Source organism: Ferrovibrio sp., assembly GCF_025869515.1.
Classification (GTDB): domain Bacteria; phylum Pseudomonadota; class Alphaproteobacteria; order Ferrovibrionales; family Ferrovibrionaceae; genus Ferrovibrio.
Genome location: NZ_JAOZVR010000052.1, coordinates 109,016 through 127,191 on the forward strand (window position 1 = coordinate 109,016; position 18,176 = coordinate 127,191).

An 18,176-nucleotide genomic window follows, 5' to 3' on the forward strand; every position below is an offset into this window, starting at 1 on the left:
CAATCCGCCGCAGCGCGCCTGCATCGGCGCCACGCTGGAACATCCGCATATGGTGGAGATCGTCTGCGTCGCCGCGACGAAGGACTGACCTTCGCCCTGCGCGCCGCTCAGAAGGTAGGCGGTGTGCAGGCGCTGATCAGCTCGCAGGGTTCGCGGCCGATATTGCGAAACCGGTGCGGCTGGTCGCTTTCGAAATAATAGGCATCGCCCGGACCCAGCACGCGCACCTGGTCCGCCACCGTCACTTCCATGCGGCCGCGGATCACCACGCCGCCCTCCTCGCCTTCATGCTTCAGCATGACCCGGCCGGTATCGGCGCCGGGCGCATAGCGCTCCACCAGAATCTGCAGCGCGCGGCCGCGCAGATCGGCGCCGACCTGGCGATAGCTGATCTTGCCCTTGCCGACCTCGGCCAGCTCGTCGGCTTTATAAAAGGCCTTGCGCGGCGCCGGCATGTCTTCCATGGCGAAAAATTCCGCCAGGCTCATCGGCAGGCCGTCGAGTACGCGTTTCAGTGCGCCGACCGACGGGTTCATCTGGTTGGCCTCGATCAGCGAAATGGTGGCATTGGTGACGCCGGCTCGGCGCGCCAGCTCGCGCTGCGACAGCTTGGCGGCCAGCCGCACCGCCTTCAGCCGGCTGCCGATATCGATGTCAGAGGCTTTTTCCATGGGCAGCACCCCGTTTCGCTGTTCACGATCCTGAACATTCTGCTTATCACTCCATAAAGATCAAGGGGTTAGCGGACAGCAGAAAAGCACTGTTTCGCCATCGCGAAAGCCCCGATGATGGCTCCAGCATCCCTCCCCTCAGCGCTGCCGGAGCCCGCCATGTCCGCCAAACCCGCCCTTGTTTCCAACGAAAACACGGCCGTGCCGAACGACCTCGAATCCTGGTGGATGCCCTTCACCGCCAACCGCCAGTTCAAGGCCAATCCACGCCTGCTCGTCGGTGCCAAGGACATGCATTACACCACCCATGACGGCCGCCAGGTGATCGATGGCAGCGCCGGCCTGTGGTGCGTCAATGCAGGCCACTGCCGCAAGCCGATCGTGGATGCGATCCAGAAGCAGGCCGCCGAAATGGATTTCGCGCCGACCTTCCAGATGGGCCACCCCAAGGCGTTTGAATTCGCCGCCCGCCTCGCCCATCTCGCACCGGGCGATCTCAATCACGTCTTCTTCGCCAATTCCGGCTCCGAAGCGGTCGATACCGCGCTGAAGATCGCCATCGCCTATCACCGCGCCCGCGGCGAAGGCGCCCGCACCCGCCTGATCGGTCGCGAGCGCGGCTATCACGGCGTCGGCTTCGGCGGCATCTCGGTCGGCGGCATCGTGTCGAACCGCAAGGTGTTCGGCCCGCTGCTGGCCGGCGTCGACCATCTGCCGCATACCCACAGCCTGAAGGACATGGCTTTCAGCAAGGGCCAGCCGGACTGGGGCACCCATCTGGCCGACGAGCTGGAGCGCATCGTCGCGCTGCACGATGCCAGCACGATTGCCGCCGTGATCGTCGAACCGGTGGCCGGCTCCACCGGCGTGCTGATTCCGCCGAAGGGCTATCTGCAGAAGCTGCGCCAGATCTGCGACAAGCACGGCATCCTGCTGATCTTCGACGAGGTGATCTGTGGCTTCGGCCGCACCGGCGCGGCCTTCGGTGCCGACACCTTCGACGTGATCCCGGACATGATGACGGTGGCCAAGGGCCTGACCAATGCTGCCGTGCCCGCTGCCGCAGTCTTCACCCGCAAGCATGTGCATGACGCCTTCATGAGCGGCCCGGAGAACATGATCGAACTGTTCCACGGCTATACCTATTCGGCCCATGCACTGGCCTGCGCCGCCGGCATCGCCACGCTCGACCTCTATCGCGACGAGGGCATTTTCGAGAATGCCAAGGCGCTGGCGCCCTACTGGGAAGAGGCCGCCCACAGTCTCAAGGGCGTGAAGAACGTGATCGACATCCGCAATATCGGCATCATGGCCGGTATCGAACTGTCGGCCCGCGAAGACGGCGCCGGCAAGCGCGGCTACGATGTGTTCGTGAAAGCCTATGAGAAGGGCCTGATGTGCCGGCTCACCGGCGACACCATCGCGCTGTCGCCGCCGCTGATCCTCAACAAGGGCCATATCGACGACATCTTCGGCATTCTGAAGGACGCGATCCAGAGCGTGAACTGACCCCGCAGCCAGATCCGCCTCCATGGAAAAGCCCGGCCGTGAGACCGGGCTTTTCTTATTCCGGCCGCCTACGGCTTTGCCGGCACCGCGCCGGCCTCGACCAGCACCTCGTTGGCGGCCTTGAAGGCATCCAGGCCGGCCGGAATGCCGCAATAGATCGTGGCGTGCAAAAGCACTTCCTTGATCTCGTCGACGCTGACGCCGTTGTTGAGCGCGCCCCTCACATGCAGCTTGATTTCCGGCGCGCGGTTCAGCGCGGTCAGCATGGCGAGGTTGAGCATGCTGCGGGTCTTGCGATCGAGGCCCGGCCGGTCCCAGCCATAGCCCCAGCACCATTCGGTGGTGATGTGCTGGAACGCCATCATGAAGTCGTTGGCCTTGGCAAGCGATGTGTCGACATAGTCCTTGCCCAGCACCTCGCGGCGCACTTTCAGGCCGGCTTCGAACAACGCCCTGGTTTCATCTTCCTTCGCCATCGCATCGCTCCTTCGTGTTTATTTATAAAAGACGTGATTGCCGATGCGGGCCAGCTTCTTGCGGCCAGCCGTCCATTTCGGCGGCTTGATCCTGGCGCTGTGGAAATACAGCGCACCGCGGGTAGGATCCTGCGCACCATCATGCAGGGCGGCGCGCGCGTTGCCCATAGCCTGCTCCCAGTCCGTGTCATTCATCGGTACATCGCGCTTGCCGTCGCACCACCAGGAGAACTGGCAGCGTTTTCGGCCATCCTCGGCTTTCTGCGATACGACGCCGCAGATCGTGTCGGGAAATTTCGCATGCTTCACGCGATTGAGCACCGTATGCGCCACCGCCAGCTGGCCGGCGCGCGTCTCGGTCTTGCCTTCCCAGTAGATGGCGAGCGCCAGGCATTTGGTTTCATCGTCCAGCGCCCTCGACGGGCTCGGCACCTGTGCCGCGCTGTCCTGCGCCATGACCGGGCGGGCAGCGATGAGCACCGCCAGCAGCACGAGACCGGTCAGCCGGCGCGCGATCATTTCGCCGCGGCCAGCTTCCGCTCAACGAAATCGAGGCGATCCTGGCCCCAGAAGGGCTCGCCGTCCACCACATAGAACGGTGCGCCAAAGGCGCCTGCTGCGATCGCCTGCCGCGTGCCGCGCTCGTATTCCGCCTGCACCGTGTCGCTGTCGGCGGCGGCAAACAGCCTGGCCGGATCGAGACCAGCCTCGTTGAGGATCTCTTCCAGATTTTCCGGATCGGCGATGTTGCGCTCTTCGGCCCAGAGCGCCTGCATCATGGCATGAGCCAACGCAATGGCAGCGTCATTACCGCCGTCATCACGGGCCGCGACCACCAGCTTGCCCGCCAGCGTCTCGTTCACCGGGAAACCGGCCGGACGCAGGTTCAGTTTGACGCCGAGATGGCTGCGCCAGCGTTCCAGCTCGACGAAGCGATAGTCCTGGCGCTGCTGCGACCGCTTGCCCAGCGGCAGCCCGCCGGTGGCCTCGAACACCATCAGCGGCGCCATGGGCGTGATCTTCACCCTGGCGCCATACTTCGCCGCCATGGCGGCGAAGCGCCTGGAACCGAGATAGGCCCAGGGCGAACTGATGAAGGTGTAGTAATCGATCTGGGCCGCCATCGTTTCCTCGTCGGGTTATCTTACTGCAGGCCGCGCAATCGCTGGAACTGCGACAGCGCGTAGGTATCGGTCATGCCGCTGATGAAATCGGTGACACTGAGCAGCCAGTCATACCGCGTTGCATCGCCGCGCGGCGGCAGCGGCATCAGGCGCAGCAGCGCCCGCTGGCGCGGCGCCAGCGAAACGGTGTCGCCGCCGGCCAGTTCCAGCGCATGATGCGCATCGCAGAAGGCGGCCAGCAGGCTGGTGAGAATTTCGCCGCCCATCACCTCAGTCTGGAAACGCTCGCGCGTCTCGAAAATGCGCTGGCGGGTAAAGCCGGCAATCGCGTCGAGCTGCGGCGCCATCGCGGTCTGCGACAGCAGATCGCCAGTGAAGCGGCCGCTCAGGATGTCGGTCTCATGGTCGAGGAAGACTTCCACCGCCAGATCGATCAGGTCGCCGATCACCTTGGCGCGCAGATAGGCGATCTTCCAGGTTTCATCGGCGATTTCGACATAACGCGGCGGCAGGCGGCGCAACAGGCCTTTCAACCGTTCTTCGGCCTCCGCGAAGGTGATGCGGCCGAGCTTGAAACCATCCTCGATGTCGACCACCGAATAGCAGATATCGTCGGCCGCCTCGACCAGGTAGGTGAGCGGATGGCGCGCATAGCGGTCCTCGCCCAGCGTCAGCAGACCGACATTGCCGGCCATTTCCTCGAACAGCATCGCCTCGGCGGCGAAATGGCCGAATTTCTTTTTCTGCGGATCGGCTGCAACGCTGCCGAAGGGATATTTCATGAAGGTGGCGAGCGTGGCGCAGGTGAGCCGCAGGCCGCCGGCATCGCGCCAGTTCTGCAGCCGTGTCATCACCCGGAAGCCCTGGGCATTGCCCTCGAAGAACAGGAAATCACGCTGTTCGACCGGGCCGAGTTCCCCGATCAGCGCGGCACCCGGGCCGGAGCGGAACCAGTGCTGGATCGTCGCCTCGCCGAAATGGCCGAACGGCGGATTGCCGATATCGTGGCCGAGGCAGGCCGCCGCGACGATATGACCGAATTCGGCGGCGCCGATGCCGTCAGCGGCTGCGGCGCCCAGTTTCTTCGTATCCGCCCGCTGCAGCACGGTCTGTCCGACCTGGGCGCCGAGCGAGCGGCCGACCGAGGAGACTTCCAGCGAGTGGGTCAGCCGGTTGCGCACATAGTCGCTCTCGGGAAGCGAGTGAACCTGTGTTTTGTCCTGCAACCTGCGGAAGGCCGAACAGAACACCACGCGATCCCAGTCCTTCTGGAACGGATTGCGCGCCGGGGTCACCGGTTCGGCGCCCTGGTGACCGAGACGCTGGGCCGAAAGCAGCCGCGACCATTGCATTGTCATGGCCGGCACTGTGGAGAGAATGATTCTGGCTTTCAAGCCCTGCCCCGGGGGCGGCAGAAACCGGGAGCCGGCTGCAGTTTTTGATTGAAACGGAATCGCCCTAAATCGGAGGATACGGGGAACAGACGGACGATTCATGGCAATTCCGATTATCGCGATTGCGGCCACCCTGGCGCCCCTGCTGGTGGCCCTGGCCTGTCTGGTGGCCTGGCGCAAGCTCGATGGCGGACGGCACCTGCTGTTCTGGGCGCTGGGCCATGCCTGTCTGGCGCCGCCCTTTGCCATCGCCGGCTTCCTCGACTGGCAGGGCGGGCATCCCGTCTTCATGGTTGCCGCCGGGCTGGGCACCGCCGCCATCGTCTTCATTACCGCCGGCATGCGCAGCCTGACCGGTCGCCAGGACAGCATGCCCGCCGCGCTGCTGGCGGCGCTTGCGATCGGCGGCTTTACCCTGCTGCTGCAGCAGGTCAGCAGCACCGCCTATTACCCGACTGCGCTGGTGGTTTCAGCCGCCCTGCTGCTTTATGCCGGCATCCTGCTCCTGACGCATCGCCGTTCGGTTTTCTATATCGCTGCCGGCATCATTCTGCTGGTACGCAGCGGGCTGTCGATCTTCTATGCCACGCAGCTGATGGCGCAGACCGCATCGCTGAACGAATCCTTCGCATTGTCGATCCTGATCAACCTGACCACCGGCCTGTGCCTGATCATGATCGAGTTCGACAATGCGCGGCAGCGCGAGGTCGAAGCACGGCGCACCGAACATGAAACGACGCAGTTCCTGGAAGCGCTGCTGAATGCCATGCCGGCCACCATGAGCTACAAGGATACCGACCTGCGCTACCAGATGATGAACCGGCGCATGCACAGCCTGCGCCAGGCCTATGACCAGAATTACATGGGCCGCAGCTGGAGCGAGATCGTCGGCCCCGATGTTGCCGCCGTGATCGAGAATATCGACCGCCAGGTTCTGGCGACCGGCGAGACGGCGCATATGGAACAGGCCTGGACCGGGCCGGATGGCCGCCCCATCGTGATCTGGGCCCAGAAGGTGCCGCTGCGCGACACGGATGGCCGTATCCTCGGCATCATCACCTGCGGCATCGACATCACGCGCCTGAAAGAAACCGAGGCCCAGCTGATCGAGCAGCGCGAGGCGGCCGAAAGCGCCAGCCGGACCAAGACCACCTTCCTGTCCAACATGAGCCATGAATTGCGCACGCCGCTGAATGCCATCATCGGCTTCGCCGAAATGATGAAGGGCGGCTATGCCGGGCCGCTGAGCGACCGCGCCCAGGGGTATGCCGCCAATATCCAGGAATCGGGCGAACACCTGCTGCGACTGGTGAACGACATCCTCGACCTGTCGCGGCTGGAAAGCGGCCGGCTCGACATGAATATCGAGGCCTGCAGCTTCGACCAGATCGCCAGCAGCGCGCTGGCCATGGTGCAGCCGCAGGCCCGCCAGGCCGAGGTGGCGCTGCAGTCCGGTCCGACCGGCCTGACGCTGAATGCCGACGCCCGCGCCCTGACGCAGATCCTGATCAACCTGCTGGGCAATGCGGTGAAGTTCAGCCGCCCGGGCGACCGCGTCACTCTGGAGGCCGGGCAGAGCAACGGCGTGGTGCGCATCCGCGTGATCGATACCGGCATCGGCATGAGCGCGGCGGAAAGCCGCGCCGTGATCCAGCCGCTGCACCTGCATCGCGCCGACGTCTACCGCACCCGCGCCAACAGTGGCGCCGGCCTGGGCCTGTCGATCTGCCGCAGCCTGGTGGAGCTGCATGGCGGCCGGCTCGACATCCGCAGCGAGCCCGGCCAGGGCACCACGGTGGAAGTGCTGCTGCCGGCCTGAGCCCCGTTTCGGTTCGTTTGAATCCGTTTCGGTTCGTTTGAATCCGTTTCGCTTCGTTCGGGTTCGTTTCGGTTCGTTTGGTTTCGTTTGCGCTCGTTCAGGTTCGCGGCGGTTCGCCACGTCCCGTTTTACTCAATAAAGGAACAAAAAGTGAATGTAAGGCGGTGCGGCGCGCATTCAACCCCCGGAAATAATCAGCCTGCGGCCAAACCTCCGCGGCCCAGGAACCATCCCGGGGAACGGCCGGTTTACAGGATATTTCCTTGTCTTCGGCCGACCGCCTGTTTCTACTGCCGAAACAACCAGAATCGAGTCCGGGAGAGAAACATGATCAATCGCCGCAGCTTCCTGCAATCCACGGTCACGGCCGCCGCCGCCACTGCCCTGCTGCCGGCTTTTGGCAACGACGCCCTGGCCCAGTCAAAGGCGGCAGCCATCGACAATCTGCTGCTGTTCGTGCCGGCCAATCCCGGTGGCGGCTGGGACCAGACCGCGCGCAGCATGGAGCAGGCGCTGAAGACCGCCGGCCTGATCAAGGGTGCGCAGGTGACCAATGTGGGCGGCGCCGGCGGCGCGGTCGGCCTGCCGCAGTTCGTCAACCAGTGGAAAGGCCGCGGCAATGCGCTGATGGTGGCCGGCATGGTGATGGTGGGCGCGCTGATCACCAACAAATCGCCGGTCAAGATCACGCAGACCGTGCCGATCGCCCGCCTGACCGGCGAATTCGAGGTCATCGTGGTGCCGCCCGATTCGCCACACAAGACGCTGAAGGACCTGGCGGCCGCCTTCAAGGCCGATCCGACCAAGGTGTCCTGGGCCGGCGGTTCGGCCGGCGGCACCGATCACATCCTGGCCGGCATGATCGCCAAGGCGGCCGGCGGCGAGGCGAAGAAGGTGGCCTATGTGGCCTATTCCGGCGGCGGCCCGGCCCAGGCCGCCCTGCTCGGCAACCAGGTGACCTGCGGCGTCTCCGGCTGGGGCGAGTTCAGCGAGCAGATCAAGGCTGGCAAACTGCGCGCGCTGGCGATCTCGGCCGACAAGCGCCAGCCCGGTATCGATGTTCCCACCATCAAGGAACAGGGACTGGATGTGGAGCTGTATAACTGGCGCGGCGTGTTCGCCCCGCCGGGCATCAAGGATACCGACAAGGCGGTGCTGATCGACCTGATGACCAGGATGCGCGGCTCGCCGGCCTGGACCGAGCAGTTGAAGACGCGCGAATGGACCGACGTTTTCCTGGCCGGTGACGCCTATGGCAAATACCTGACCGAGGAAAACACGCGCATCGAGGCGATCCTGAAAGATCTGGGCCTGGCCTGATCGCCACCCGGCGAACCGGTCATAGCGCATGGACCGTCTCCGCAAACCCGAAGTGCTGCTGGCGCTCGGTGTCATCATGCTGGGCATCGTCGCCCTCTACGAGACCGCCGAGATTCCGGTGTCGCCGATGTATGCCCAGGTCGGGCCGACACTGGTGGCCTATATCGCCAGCGGACTGCTGATCGCGCTCGGCCTCGCCCTGCTGGCGCAGGCCTGGCGCGGTATCTGGACCAGCCCGCCCGAGGAAACCGAAGCCGGCTTCGATCTCCGCGCTGTCGGCTGGCTGCTGCTCGGCCTGGTGCTGAATATCGGCCTGATCGGCCCGCTTGGCTTCATTCCGGCATCGGTGCTGCTGTTTGCCTGCACGGCACGCGCCTTCGGCAGCCGCCGGCCGGGCCGCGACGCGCTGATCGGTCTTGGCTTCGCTGCCGTGGCCTATTTCGGTTTCGCCCAGCTGCTCGGCATCAATATCGGTGAGGGCGATCTTGTCGTCAGCCTGCTGGAAGGCCTGATCTGATGGAAACCTTCAGTCTCCTGGCCGGCGGCTTCGCCGTCGCCCTGCAGCCGATCAACCTGATGTGGGCGCTGGTCGGCGTCACGCTCGGCACCGCCATCGGCGTGCTGCCCGGCCTCGGCCCGGCCCTGACCATCGCGCTGCTGCTGCCGATCACCTTCAGCGTGCCGCCCACCGCCGCCTTCATCCTGTTTGCCGGCATCTATTACGGCGCCATGTATGGCGGCAGCACCACATCGATCCTGCTCAACACGCCGGGCGAAAGCGCCACCATCATCACGGCGCTGGAAGGGCACAAGATGGCGAAGCAGGGCCGCGCCGCGGCGGCGCTGGCCACCGCCGCGATCGGCAGCTTCGTCGCCGGCACGATCGGCACCATCGGCCTGACCTTCCTCGCTCCGCCGCTGGTGGAATTCGCCCTGCGTTTCGGCCCGGCGGATTATTTCTCGCTGATGATCGTGGCCTTCGTCGCGGTCTCCGCCGTGCTGGGCACATCGGTGCTGCGCGGCCTGACCGCGCTGGCGTTCGGCATCCTGCTCGGCCTGGTGGGCATCGACCTGCAGACCGGCCAGGCGCGCTTCACCTTCGGCCTGCCGGAACTGCTGGACGGCATCAACGTGATCGTCGTCGCCGTCGGACTGTTTGCCGTCGGCGAGACGCTCTATCTCGCCGCACGGCCGAAGGTGCAGGCCAGCGTGATGACGCTGCAGGGCCGCGCCGGCATGACGAAGGATGACTGGAAGCGGTCGTGGAAGCCGTGGCTGCGCGGTTCGGCGCTGGGCTTTCCCTTTGGCGCGCTGCCGGCCGGCGGCGCGGAAGTGCCGACCTTCATCAGCTATTTCCTGGAGAAAAAGCTGTCGAAGAAACCGGAAGAGTTCGGCCACGGCGCCATCGAAGGCGTGGCCGGGCCGGAAGCGGCCAACAATGCCTCGGCCGCCGGCGTGCTGGTGCCGATGCTGGCGCTCGGCCTGCCGACCTCGGCGACCGCCGCCATCATGCTGTCGGCATTTCAGTCCTATGGCATCAATCCCGGCCCGCTGCTGCTGCAGAACCAGCCGGAACTGGTATGGGGCCTGATCGCGTCGCTGTATGTCGGCAACGTGATGCTGCTGGTGCTCAACCTGCCGCTGGTCGGCCTGTGGGCGAAGATCCTCACCATCCCGGCGCCCTGGCTCTATGGCGGCATCCTGGTGTTCGCCACCATCGGCACCTATGGCATCAGCCAGTCATGGGTCGACCTGGTGCTGCTCTACCTGATCGGCGGCGTGGGCTATCTGATGCGGCGCTTCGATTTTCCCACCGCGCCGGCGGTGATCGGCATGATCCTCGGCCCGCTCGCCGAACAGGAGTTCCGTCGCGCGATGACGATCTCGGCCGGCGACATGACCACCTTCGTCACCCGGCCGCTCAGCCTGACTTTGCTGGTCATCGCGGCGTTGCTGCTGCTGATCCCGCTGGCGGTGCGCCTGCGGAACAGGCCCTGAAACCTTCTGAAACATGACGATTTCAGGGCGGGGTGCAGAAAAGTGACCACCATCACTGCACGCTGGCGCAGGACATCCTATATAGGAACCATGAGACGGAGAGATTTTGCAGAGTCGCTTCGTTTCTTATTTCCTCCCCTATGAATACCCCCTTTGAGGGGCGACCTCCCCCCCGGTCGCCCCTCATTTTTTGTATGCAGCATGCATCGCCTGCATGACTTGCCTTCCGCCGCTGCATGGGCCATTCACCTGTCCATGAAACAGCGCCGCACGAATCATGGCTACAGAGCGGCGCCGGTGCCGCCCGGTTTTACCGTGCTGCCGCCGGTGTCGAAATTCTTCGGAAGCCTGGGCAAGGTTTACGTTCGTGATGACCGCAGCGGTGCGCCGCCGGTCTTCGGCCTGCATGTGCGGCCCAAACACGGCAACCGCCACGGCACCGGCCATGGCGGCTTCCTCGCCACGCTGGCCGATACCTTCATGGCCGCCTTCATCCTGCACCAGCGGCCGGAGATCGGCAAAATGTGGACAACGCAGCTGACCCTGGATTACCGGCGGCCGGTGCCGATGGGCGCCTGGCTGGAATGCCAGCTGGCCGACCTGAAATTCGAAGGCGATATCCTGACGGTCGCCTGCGAACTGCGAGTCGGCAGCCTGGTCACCAACCGCGCCACCGCCACCTTCAAGGTCGTCGCGCGCATCTAGCGTGCGGGCGGGATGGTGACGGTGGGCAGCGGCTCACCCGCGCCGACAGGCTGCGACGGTGCCGGCGCTGCGGAAGACGGCGCCGATGAAGGCGGTGTCGGTGCAGACGGGGGCAGTGAAGAGGGCGGTGCCGCCGCCGAAACGATGCGGCAGAGCATGGCGCGACCGCTGGCTTCCTCGAGACGGAGTTCCTCGCCGCGGCGCTGGGCGCCCCAGCCGGCGCCGAAATAGTCATACCGCTGCCCCGCCGTCTGGCGCTGCAGGGTCACCGGATCGCGGCCCTGGGTTTCGACCACCAGGCGATCCTGCGCCGCGCCCAGCACGGCGAAAAGCGTATCGCTGCAGCGGAACACGATTTCGCCGCCGGCACCGGCGAGGCGGCGCGCTTCGGCACTCGGCCCACCCGGCTGCGGGATCGAGGCGATCGAGAAACCGGTGATCTGGCGACTTTCCTGCCAGGCCGGCTTGGCCACCGCCAGCCGCTCCAGCGCCGCCAGCGCCTGCACATTGGCACCACGGATTTCCGCATCGGTCGGTTCGGTTTCGATTCCGTCGACCGTCTTGCGGCCGCCGGTATAGCGGCCATTGGAAAACGAGAGATTCAGTTCGACGCGGCGCAGACCGTCCATCGATCCGGCCTGGCCGCCACGGCGCCGGCCATGCTCGGCATAATGCATCAGATCGCCGTTGTGAAAACTGAACACCACATTGGCGTTGCCGTTGCCGCCATAGTCGCGCCACTCGGCAATCCGCTCCGGCTTGCCGTTGCGCAGGGCGGCCTCCCAGTCGACCGTCGTGTCGCCGGCGCTGTGTTTGCCCCGCACGATGACGGCCCCCTCGGTGACATCCTCGGTATCGGCCGGCTCGGACGCTTCCGATGGCTGCGCCGGCGCCGGCTGGGTCTGCGCCACGGCCGGCCGGGCAACCGGCAGCAGAAGGCCGGCCAGCAGGAACCCGGCCGCCAGCAGGCTGGCAGGGCGGACCGGACCGGGACATGGGCGTTGCATCGGCATTTTTTGACTCCACGCAGACTCGGCTATCGCAACCTAAACGCTAAAAAACGGCAAGAATCAGGCCGGCCCGGGATGGTCCGGCGGCAGCGCCGGGACGGACCGGCGATCATCCCTGGCGCGAATCGCGGTTCTTCCTGCTTTCGCTCTGTATATGACCGGAAAATAACCGGTTTCTTACCAGCCATACGCTAATCTGGGCAGGCCGGGGAGGATTGCGATCTTGTATTTTCCGCGGGCAGCGATTGCCGTTCTCATGATCGGACTGACCGGCGCCCTGGCCGGTGTCGCGGTCACGTCGGCGCGCGCCCAATCTCCGGCTGTGCCGGCTCCGTCTGTGCAGGCCCCGGCCGCGCAAGCCGCCCTGCAGATCGTGGGCGCCAGCCGGCCGCCCTATGTGATCGAACGGGACGGCATCGGCAGCGGCCCGGCAGTGGAGCTGGTGCAGCCGCTGGCCCGCGCCATCGGCATCGATCCGACCGTACGTATCCTGCCCTTCCAGCGGGCGGTGATGGCGCTCGACCAGGGCGGCACGCTCTACCCGGCCCTGCTGCGCACGCCGCAGCGGGAGAGCCGCTATATCTGGATCGGCGAGGTCTATGCGGATCGCGCCGTCTTTTTCACCCGACGCAGCGCCGGAACCGTCGGCAACCTGGAGGCCGCGCGCCAGCTGCCGCGCATCAGCGTCATGCGCGGCTCGGAACTGCAGGGCATGCTGAAATCCTTCGGGCTGGAAAATTTCGAAACCGCCAACAGCGAGACCGACAACGCACGCCTGCTGCAGGCCAGCCGGATCGACGGCTGGTTCGCGTTGCGCGCGGTGGGCCGCGCCACCTGGGCCGAGCTGAATTTCATCCAGAGCGAATTGCGCGCCAGCGAGTCCTTCGCCACCCTGCCGTTCTGGATCGCCGCCTCGCCCAATCTGCCGAAAGACACCGTCAACACCCTGCGCGCCGCCTATCGCGCGATGCGCGCCGATGGACGTTACCGCCGCATCGTCGCGCCGCTGGTGGCGCTGGAAAATCCGTCCTGAGCCCGGCTCAGGCGAGCGGCAGGTCAAGCGCCTGCATCAGGAAACCACAGTGGCGCAGCACCAGCTCCACCTGCGGCCCGGTCAGGGTCTTGCTGTAATTGCCGATCGAATCGGCATTCAGCGGCTTGCCGTATTGTTCGGTCTGCCATTCCGACTTGCCGGTATTGATATCGGTCAGTTCCGATTGCCACACTTTATCCTTGCGGCAGGTGACGCCGACGAATGCCTCCACCGACGACAGGTCGCCCGTGCGCGCCAGACCTTCATAGGGCACCAGAAGGGCGCGTCCGGCGAAAGTGCCGGGCATCTTGGTCAGGGCCATGTAGGACGAATTGAAATCGTTGCAGAAACGCGCGATGTCGTGGTCGCTGACCTGCACATCCGGCTTGGCTTTCCGGTGCACCACGACGCGCGAGGCCACCACATCGCGCGGATCGCGGATCGAGATGACGAATTTCGTCTCCGGCACCAGCTGCGCCAGGATATGCATATGCAGGCTGAGGATCGGGTCCTTGAGCACCAGCTTCTTCGGCTGACCCAGCTGCACCCAGATATCGTGCAGCACCGCGCGCATCAGATGGCCGTGGTAGTCGATATAGCGCTGGCGATCGACGAAGAATTCCTTGGTCTTGGACTCGAACTGCGCCCAGCCCGACAGGAAGGGCGTCAGCAGCTCGGTGTAGTAATTACTCTCGGCAATGAAGTCGTTGGTCGCATCATCCGTGCAGATCAGGGCATGCAGCACGGTCGTGCCGGTGCGCTGGGCACCCACCACGAAATAGGGCTCGAAAGGCAGATCGGTTTTACCGTGGAACCGCAAGACGCACCTCGTCGGGACTGTCAGGGATCGGCCCGGACAGGAAATGGCACATTGCCGCCAGCATCGCCGCCGGCGCTTAACATTCCCTAAACCCGGACAGCACCGCACGCTCTGCAGTCGCGGCCAGCCCTGAAATGAAAAAGGCCGGGATCACTCCCGGCCTTTCCGCATTCGATTGCCCTGAGGCTTACTCGGCTTCGACAGCCTCGTCGCTGCGCGGCTTGTTCGACAGGTCCTCGCCGGTGGCCTGGTCGACCACCTTCATCGAGAGGCGGACCTTGCCGCGCTCATCGATGCCGAGCACCTTGACGCGCACTTCCTGGCCTTCCGACACCACGTCGCTCGGCTTGTTGATGCGCTTGGGTGCCATTTCCGAGACATGCACGAGGCCGTCGCGGCTGCCGAAGAAGTTCACGAAGGCGCCGAAATCGACCAGCTTGACGACCTTGCCCTTGTAGATCATGCCGACCTCGGGTTCCGAGACGATCGACTTGATCCACTGCACGGCGGCATCGGCGGCGGCCGGATCGCTGGAAGCGATCTTGATCGTGCCATCGTCCTCGATGTCGATCTTGGTGCCGGTCTTCTCGACGATCTCGCGGATCACCTTGCCGCCCGACCCGATCACTTCGCGGATCTTGTCCTTCGGCACGCTCATCGTGGTGATGCGCGGAGCGTTTTCCTTCACGCCGCTGCGGTTCTGCGACATCGCCTTGGCCATCTCGCTCAGGATATGGACGCGGCCGTGCTTGGCCTGCTCCAGCGCCACCTTCATGATCTCTTCGGTGATGCCGGCGATCTTGATGTCCATCTGCAGGGCGGTGACACCCTCGTCGGTACCGGCCACCTTGAAGTCCATGTCGCCGAGATGATCCTCGTCGCCCAGGATGTCGGACAGCACGGCGAAGCGGCTGCCTTCCAGGATCAGGCCCATGGCAATGCCGGCGACCGGAGCGGTCAGCGGCACGCCGGCATCCATCAGCGCCAGCGAGGTGCCGCAGACGGTGGCCATCGAGGAGGAACCGTTCGACTCGGTGATCTCCGAGACGACGCGGATGGTGTAGGGGAAGGCTTCCTTCGCCGGCAGCAGCGGGCGCACGGCGCGCCAGGCCAGCTTGCCGTGGCCGATTTCGCGGCGGCCCGGCGAACCCATGCGGCCGGCTTCACCGACCGAGTAGGGAGGGAAGTTGTAATGCAGCATGAAGGCTTCGCGGTATTCGCCGTCCAGCGCATCGATGATCTGCTCGTCGGTGCCGGTGCCCAGCGTGGTGACCACCAGCGCCTGGGTCTCGCCACGGGTGAACAGCGCGGCGCCATGGGCACGCGGCAGCACGCCGACTTCCGACACGATCGGACGCACGGTCTTGGTGTCGCGGCCGTCGATGCGCAGGCCGGTGTCGAGGATGTTGAAGCGCACGACCTGGGCTTCCAGATGCTTGAAGGCATCGGAAACGTCGACCGGGTTGGCTTCGCCATCGGCGAACAGCGCCTTGGCCTTGGCCTTTACTTCGCCGACCTTGGCGTAGCGGGCCTGCTTGACCTTCTCTTCATAGGCGACGCGCAGTTCGGCTTCGATACCCGAATCCTGCAGCTTCTTGAAGGCGGTCTCGTAGCCGGTGCGGGCCTGCAGCGGCATCGCATCCTTGGCGGCGCGTTCGGCCAGGCCGATGATGGCTTCGATCACCGGCTGGAAGCCCTTGTGACCGAACATCACGGCGCCGAGCATGACGTCTTCCGGCAGCTGCTGGGCTTCGGATTCGACCATCAGCACGGCGTCGGCGGTGCCGGCGACGACGAGGTCGAGCTTGCTGTCGCCCAGCTGGGACTTCAGCGGGTTGAGCACGTATTCGCCGTTGATATAGCCAACGCGGGCGGCGCCGATCGGGCCCATGAAGGGAATGCCCGAGATGGTGAGCGCGGCCGAGGCGCCGACCAGAGCGACGATATCGGGATCGTTCTCCATGTCATGCGACAGCACGGTGGCGACCACCTGGGTCTCGTTGCGGAAACCGTCGGCGAACAGCGGGCGGATCGGACGATCGATCAGACGCGAGGTCAGCGTCTCCTTCTCGCTCGGACGGCCTTCGCGCTTGAAGAAGCCACCGGGAATCTTGCCGGCGGCAAAGGTCTTTTCCTGGTAGTTCACGGTGAGCGGGAAAAAGTCGACGCCCGGCTTCGGGTTTTTCGCGGCCACGGCCGTGCACAGCACGATGGTGTCGCCATAGGTCACCATCACGGCGCCGTCGGCCTGGCGGGCGATCTTGCCGGTCTCGATGGTGAGCTTGCGGCCGCCCCACATCAGTTCGGTCTTGTGGATATTGAACATAGTCTTTCTTCCTTCCTCGGCACCCTTCGGTCCTTCGGACTGTCCCTGACCTAGGCACCCGGCGGGACGGCGCCCATCGCCTCCCGCCCGGCCGGCACGACTGGAATCAGTCGCACGCGGCAAACCGGCGCATCGAGTCCATCCCGATGCCGCCGGCCAAAACTCCGGCCTACGAAAAAACGACGCCCGCCCCGGCGGTCCGGGAGCGGGCGTGGTTCATCGTATCCGGAATACGGCTGCTGGCGATTGCATTCGCGGCAGCGGCCATAATCGTTACTTGCGCAGACCCAGTCGCTGAATCAGCGAATCATAGCGCGCGGTGTCGATGTTCTTGAGATAGTCGAGCAGGCTGCGGCGCTTGCTCACCATCATCAGCAGGCCGCGGCGCGAATGCACGTCCTTCTTGTGGGTCTTGAAATGGTCGGTGAGGTTGTTGATGCGCTCGGTGAGCACGGCCACCTGGACTTCCGGCGAACCGGTGTCGCCCTTCTTGGTGGCATATTCGGAAACCAGCGCGGTCTTGCGCTCGGCGGTAATGGTCATGGTCTAACTCCGCGACATCAAAGGTTGAACAAACGCAGTGGCCGGACTTCGTCAGCGAGACGCTCGGCGATTCCGACGGGCTTGCCGTCGGCGGTCACCAGCAATTCTCCTTCCGGCGGGAGCCCGGGGGCCGTGAGCGCGATCTTTATAGGCTGCCCGTGTTTGAGGCGGTCAGCCTGCGGGCCGGTCAGAACCAGGGCCGGGATGTCGTCCAGCGCGGTTTCAATCGGCAGCAGATACGCGTGCGCGGCGTCGTTTTGGCACAGTTCCTCCAGTGAATCCAGCGAAAAGGCCGCCTTTTCTCCATAGCGCCCGACCCGGGTGCGCCGCAGGGCCGTGATATGGCCGTAAGTCCCTAAATATAAAGCAAAATCCCGGCCCAGCGCGCGCACATAGGCGCCCTTGCCGCAATCCACCTCGAAGATGGCGTGGTCCGGGTCCGGACAGTCGATCAGACGCAGCGCATCGATGCGGATCGGCCGGGCGGCCAGGTCCTGGGCCTCGCCCTTCCTGGCCAGGTCATAGGACCGCCGACCGTCGACCTTGATGGCGGAATAGGCCGGCGGGCGCTGCATGATTTCGCCGGTGAAGACCGGCAGCATGGCTTCGATGGCGAGGCGGTCGGGGCGGATATCGGAGCGCTGCGTGACCGGGCCCTCGGCATCGTCGGTTTCGGTGCCCTCGCCCCAGCGCACGGTGAAGCGGTATGTCTTGCCCGCGCCCATCACCCAGTTGACCGTCTTGGTGGCTTCGCCGAGCGCAATCGGCAGGATGCCGGTGGCGAGCGGATCGAGCGTGCCGCCATGGCCGGCCTTGGCCGCATCGGTGAGCCGGCGCACTTTCGCCAGGCACTGCGTCGAGGTGAGGCCGAGCGGCTTGTCGACGATCACCCAGCCGTGGACCGGCCGGCCACGCTTCTTCATCGCAGGCCGCGCTTCATTCCTCGGACTCGGGCGTTTTTTCGAGATCGGCCTGCACGGCCGGCTGCTGCAGCAGCTTGGTCACCCGTGCCGCCTCGTCGAAGCTGTGATCCAGCTTGAAGGAGAATTGCGGCGCCACGCGCAGGTCGATCTGCTTCACGGCCTCCATGCGGATATAGGAGGTGGCGCGGTTGAGCCCGGCGATGATCTTGGGAGCATCCTTGCCGGCCAGCGGCATGACGAAGGCGGTGGCCGCCTTCAGATCGGGACTGACGCGCACCTCGGTGACGGTGACGACCAGATCGGCCAGGTCGGGATCGCGGAAATGGCCATTGCGCAGCACATCGGACAGGATGTGGCGCAGTTCCTCGCCGACGCGCAGCTGACGCTGGCTGCGGCCGCCGGGCAGTTCATCGCGGCTGCCGCTTTTGGCACCCTTGCCGCCAACGGTGCCACTGCTGCGCTTGCGCTGCGCCATGACAGTCTCCCTGAAGCGAAGAGGACGCGC

General features: G+C 65.1%; 18 protein-coding genes. 7 read left to right on the plus strand and 11 right to left on the minus strand.

The genetic code is table 11. The features are described 5' to 3' along the window. Positions 1–107: 107 nt before the first annotated feature. Positions 108–671 carry a cupin domain-containing protein gene (locus tag OJJ21_RS08725; RefSeq protein WP_297685181.1) on the minus strand — a complete coding sequence of 188 codons (564 nt, stop codon included), beginning with the start codon at positions 669–671 and terminating at the stop codon, positions 108–110. Between the two features lie 159 nt (positions 672–830). Between OJJ21_RS08725 and OJJ21_RS08730 the strand changes: the two genes are divergently transcribed. Next, positions 831–2,180 carry an aspartate aminotransferase family protein gene (locus OJJ21_RS08730; protein ID WP_297685183.1) on the plus strand — a complete coding sequence of 450 codons (1,350 nt, stop codon included), beginning with the start codon at positions 831–833 and terminating at the stop codon, positions 2,178–2,180. Positions 2,181–2,248: 68 nt separating this feature from the next. Here the strand turns inward: OJJ21_RS08730 and OJJ21_RS08735 are convergent, their stop codons facing one another. The 4 genes from OJJ21_RS08735 to OJJ21_RS08750 are packed head-to-tail and all read right to left on the minus strand — an operon-like array spanning position 2,249 to position 5,174. Then, the gene (locus OJJ21_RS08735) at positions 2,249–2,656 is read right to left on the minus strand and encodes a carboxymuconolactone decarboxylase family protein (protein WP_297685185.1); all 408 of its coding nucleotides are present in this window, start codon (positions 2,654–2,656) and stop codon (positions 2,249–2,251) included. An 18-nt stretch (positions 2,657–2,674) separates the two neighbouring features. Next, positions 2,675–3,175 carry a cell wall hydrolase gene (locus tag OJJ21_RS08740; RefSeq protein ID WP_297685187.1) on the minus strand — a complete coding sequence of 167 codons (501 nt, stop codon included), beginning with the start codon at positions 3,173–3,175 and terminating at the stop codon, positions 2,675–2,677. Next, the gene (locus OJJ21_RS08745; RefSeq protein WP_297685189.1) at positions 3,172–3,780 is read right to left on the minus strand and encodes a 2-hydroxychromene-2-carboxylate isomerase; all 609 of its coding nucleotides are present in this window, start codon (positions 3,778–3,780) and stop codon (positions 3,172–3,174) included. Before OJJ21_RS08745 ends, OJJ21_RS08740 begins: the two co-directional genes overlap by 4 nt. Before the next feature lie 20 nt (positions 3,781–3,800). Then, positions 3,801–5,174 carry a deoxyguanosinetriphosphate triphosphohydrolase gene (locus OJJ21_RS08750; RefSeq protein ID WP_297685191.1) on the minus strand — a complete coding sequence of 458 codons (1,374 nt, stop codon included), beginning with the start codon at positions 5,172–5,174 and terminating at the stop codon, positions 3,801–3,803. Between the two features lie 100 nt (positions 5,175–5,274). On the opposite strand from OJJ21_RS08750, the gene OJJ21_RS08755 reads away from it, so the two are divergent. The 5 genes from OJJ21_RS08755 to OJJ21_RS08775 all read left to right on the plus strand — a co-directional run bounded on the left by OJJ21_RS08755 (position 5,275) and on the right by OJJ21_RS08775 (position 11,016). Continuing rightward, complete coding sequence (locus tag OJJ21_RS08755; RefSeq protein ID WP_297685193.1) at positions 5,275–6,993, plus strand: PAS domain-containing sensor histidine kinase; 1,719 nt, start codon at positions 5,275–5,277, stop codon at positions 6,991–6,993. 327 nt (positions 6,994–7,320) lie between these two features. After that, on the plus strand, positions 7,321–8,313 hold the full coding sequence (locus OJJ21_RS08760) for a tripartite tricarboxylate transporter substrate-binding protein (RefSeq protein ID WP_297685195.1): 993 nt from the start codon (positions 7,321–7,323) through the stop codon (positions 8,311–8,313). A 28-nt stretch (positions 8,314–8,341) separates the two neighbouring features. Next, on the plus strand, positions 8,342–8,830 hold the full coding sequence (locus OJJ21_RS08765) for a tripartite tricarboxylate transporter TctB family protein (RefSeq protein WP_297685197.1): 489 nt from the start codon (positions 8,342–8,344) through the stop codon (positions 8,828–8,830). Next, positions 8,830–10,311 (plus strand): tripartite tricarboxylate transporter permease, encoded by a 1,482-nt coding sequence (locus OJJ21_RS08770; protein WP_297685199.1) that lies wholly within the window; start codon positions 8,830–8,832, stop codon positions 10,309–10,311. Before OJJ21_RS08765 ends, OJJ21_RS08770 begins: the two co-directional genes overlap by 1 nt. 255 nt (positions 10,312–10,566) lie before the next feature. Further along, the gene (locus tag OJJ21_RS08775) at positions 10,567–11,016 is read left to right on the plus strand and encodes a PaaI family thioesterase (RefSeq protein WP_297685201.1); all 450 of its coding nucleotides are present in this window, start codon (positions 10,567–10,569) and stop codon (positions 11,014–11,016) included. On the opposite strand, the gene OJJ21_RS08780 is transcribed toward OJJ21_RS08775, so the two are convergent. Then, the gene (locus OJJ21_RS08780) at positions 11,013–12,029 is read right to left on the minus strand and encodes a hypothetical protein (RefSeq protein ID WP_297685203.1); all 1,017 of its coding nucleotides are present in this window, start codon (positions 12,027–12,029) and stop codon (positions 11,013–11,015) included. The two genes, OJJ21_RS08775 and OJJ21_RS08780, sit on opposite strands and share 4 nt — an antisense overlap. 220 nt (positions 12,030–12,249) lie before the next feature. Between OJJ21_RS08780 and OJJ21_RS08785 the strand changes: the two genes are divergently transcribed. Next, positions 12,250–13,059, plus strand: coding sequence for a transporter substrate-binding domain-containing protein (locus tag OJJ21_RS08785; RefSeq protein WP_297685205.1), 810 nt, complete (start codon positions 12,250–12,252; stop codon positions 13,057–13,059). Positions 13,060–13,066: 7 nt separating this feature from the next. Here OJJ21_RS08785 and OJJ21_RS08790 read toward each other — a convergent pair whose 3' ends face one another. The 5 genes from OJJ21_RS08790 to rbfA all read right to left on the minus strand — a co-directional run bounded on the left by OJJ21_RS08790 (position 13,067) and on the right by rbfA (position 18,146). Next, complete coding sequence (locus tag OJJ21_RS08790) at positions 13,067–13,879, minus strand: sulfotransferase (protein ID WP_297685207.1); 813 nt, start codon at positions 13,877–13,879, stop codon at positions 13,067–13,069. Positions 13,880–14,066: 187 nt separating this feature from the next. Beyond that, positions 14,067–16,205 (minus strand): polyribonucleotide nucleotidyltransferase, encoded by a 2,139-nt coding sequence (pnp, locus tag OJJ21_RS08795; protein WP_297685209.1) that lies wholly within the window; start codon positions 16,203–16,205, stop codon positions 14,067–14,069. 273 nt (positions 16,206–16,478) lie between these two features. After that, positions 16,479–16,748 (minus strand): 30S ribosomal protein S15, encoded by a 270-nt coding sequence (gene rpsO, locus OJJ21_RS08800; RefSeq protein WP_297685210.1) that lies wholly within the window; start codon positions 16,746–16,748, stop codon positions 16,479–16,481. Positions 16,749–16,765: 17 nt separating this feature from the next. After that, entirely contained in the window at positions 16,766–17,671 is a 906-nt protein-coding gene (truB, locus tag OJJ21_RS08805) for a tRNA pseudouridine(55) synthase TruB (RefSeq protein ID WP_297685211.1), read from the minus strand. 13 nt (positions 17,672–17,684) lie between these two features. Then, positions 17,685–18,146, minus strand: coding sequence for a 30S ribosome-binding factor RbfA (gene rbfA / locus OJJ21_RS08810; protein WP_297685213.1), 462 nt, complete (start codon positions 18,144–18,146; stop codon positions 17,685–17,687). Between the last annotated feature and the right edge of the window lie 30 nt (positions 18,147–18,176).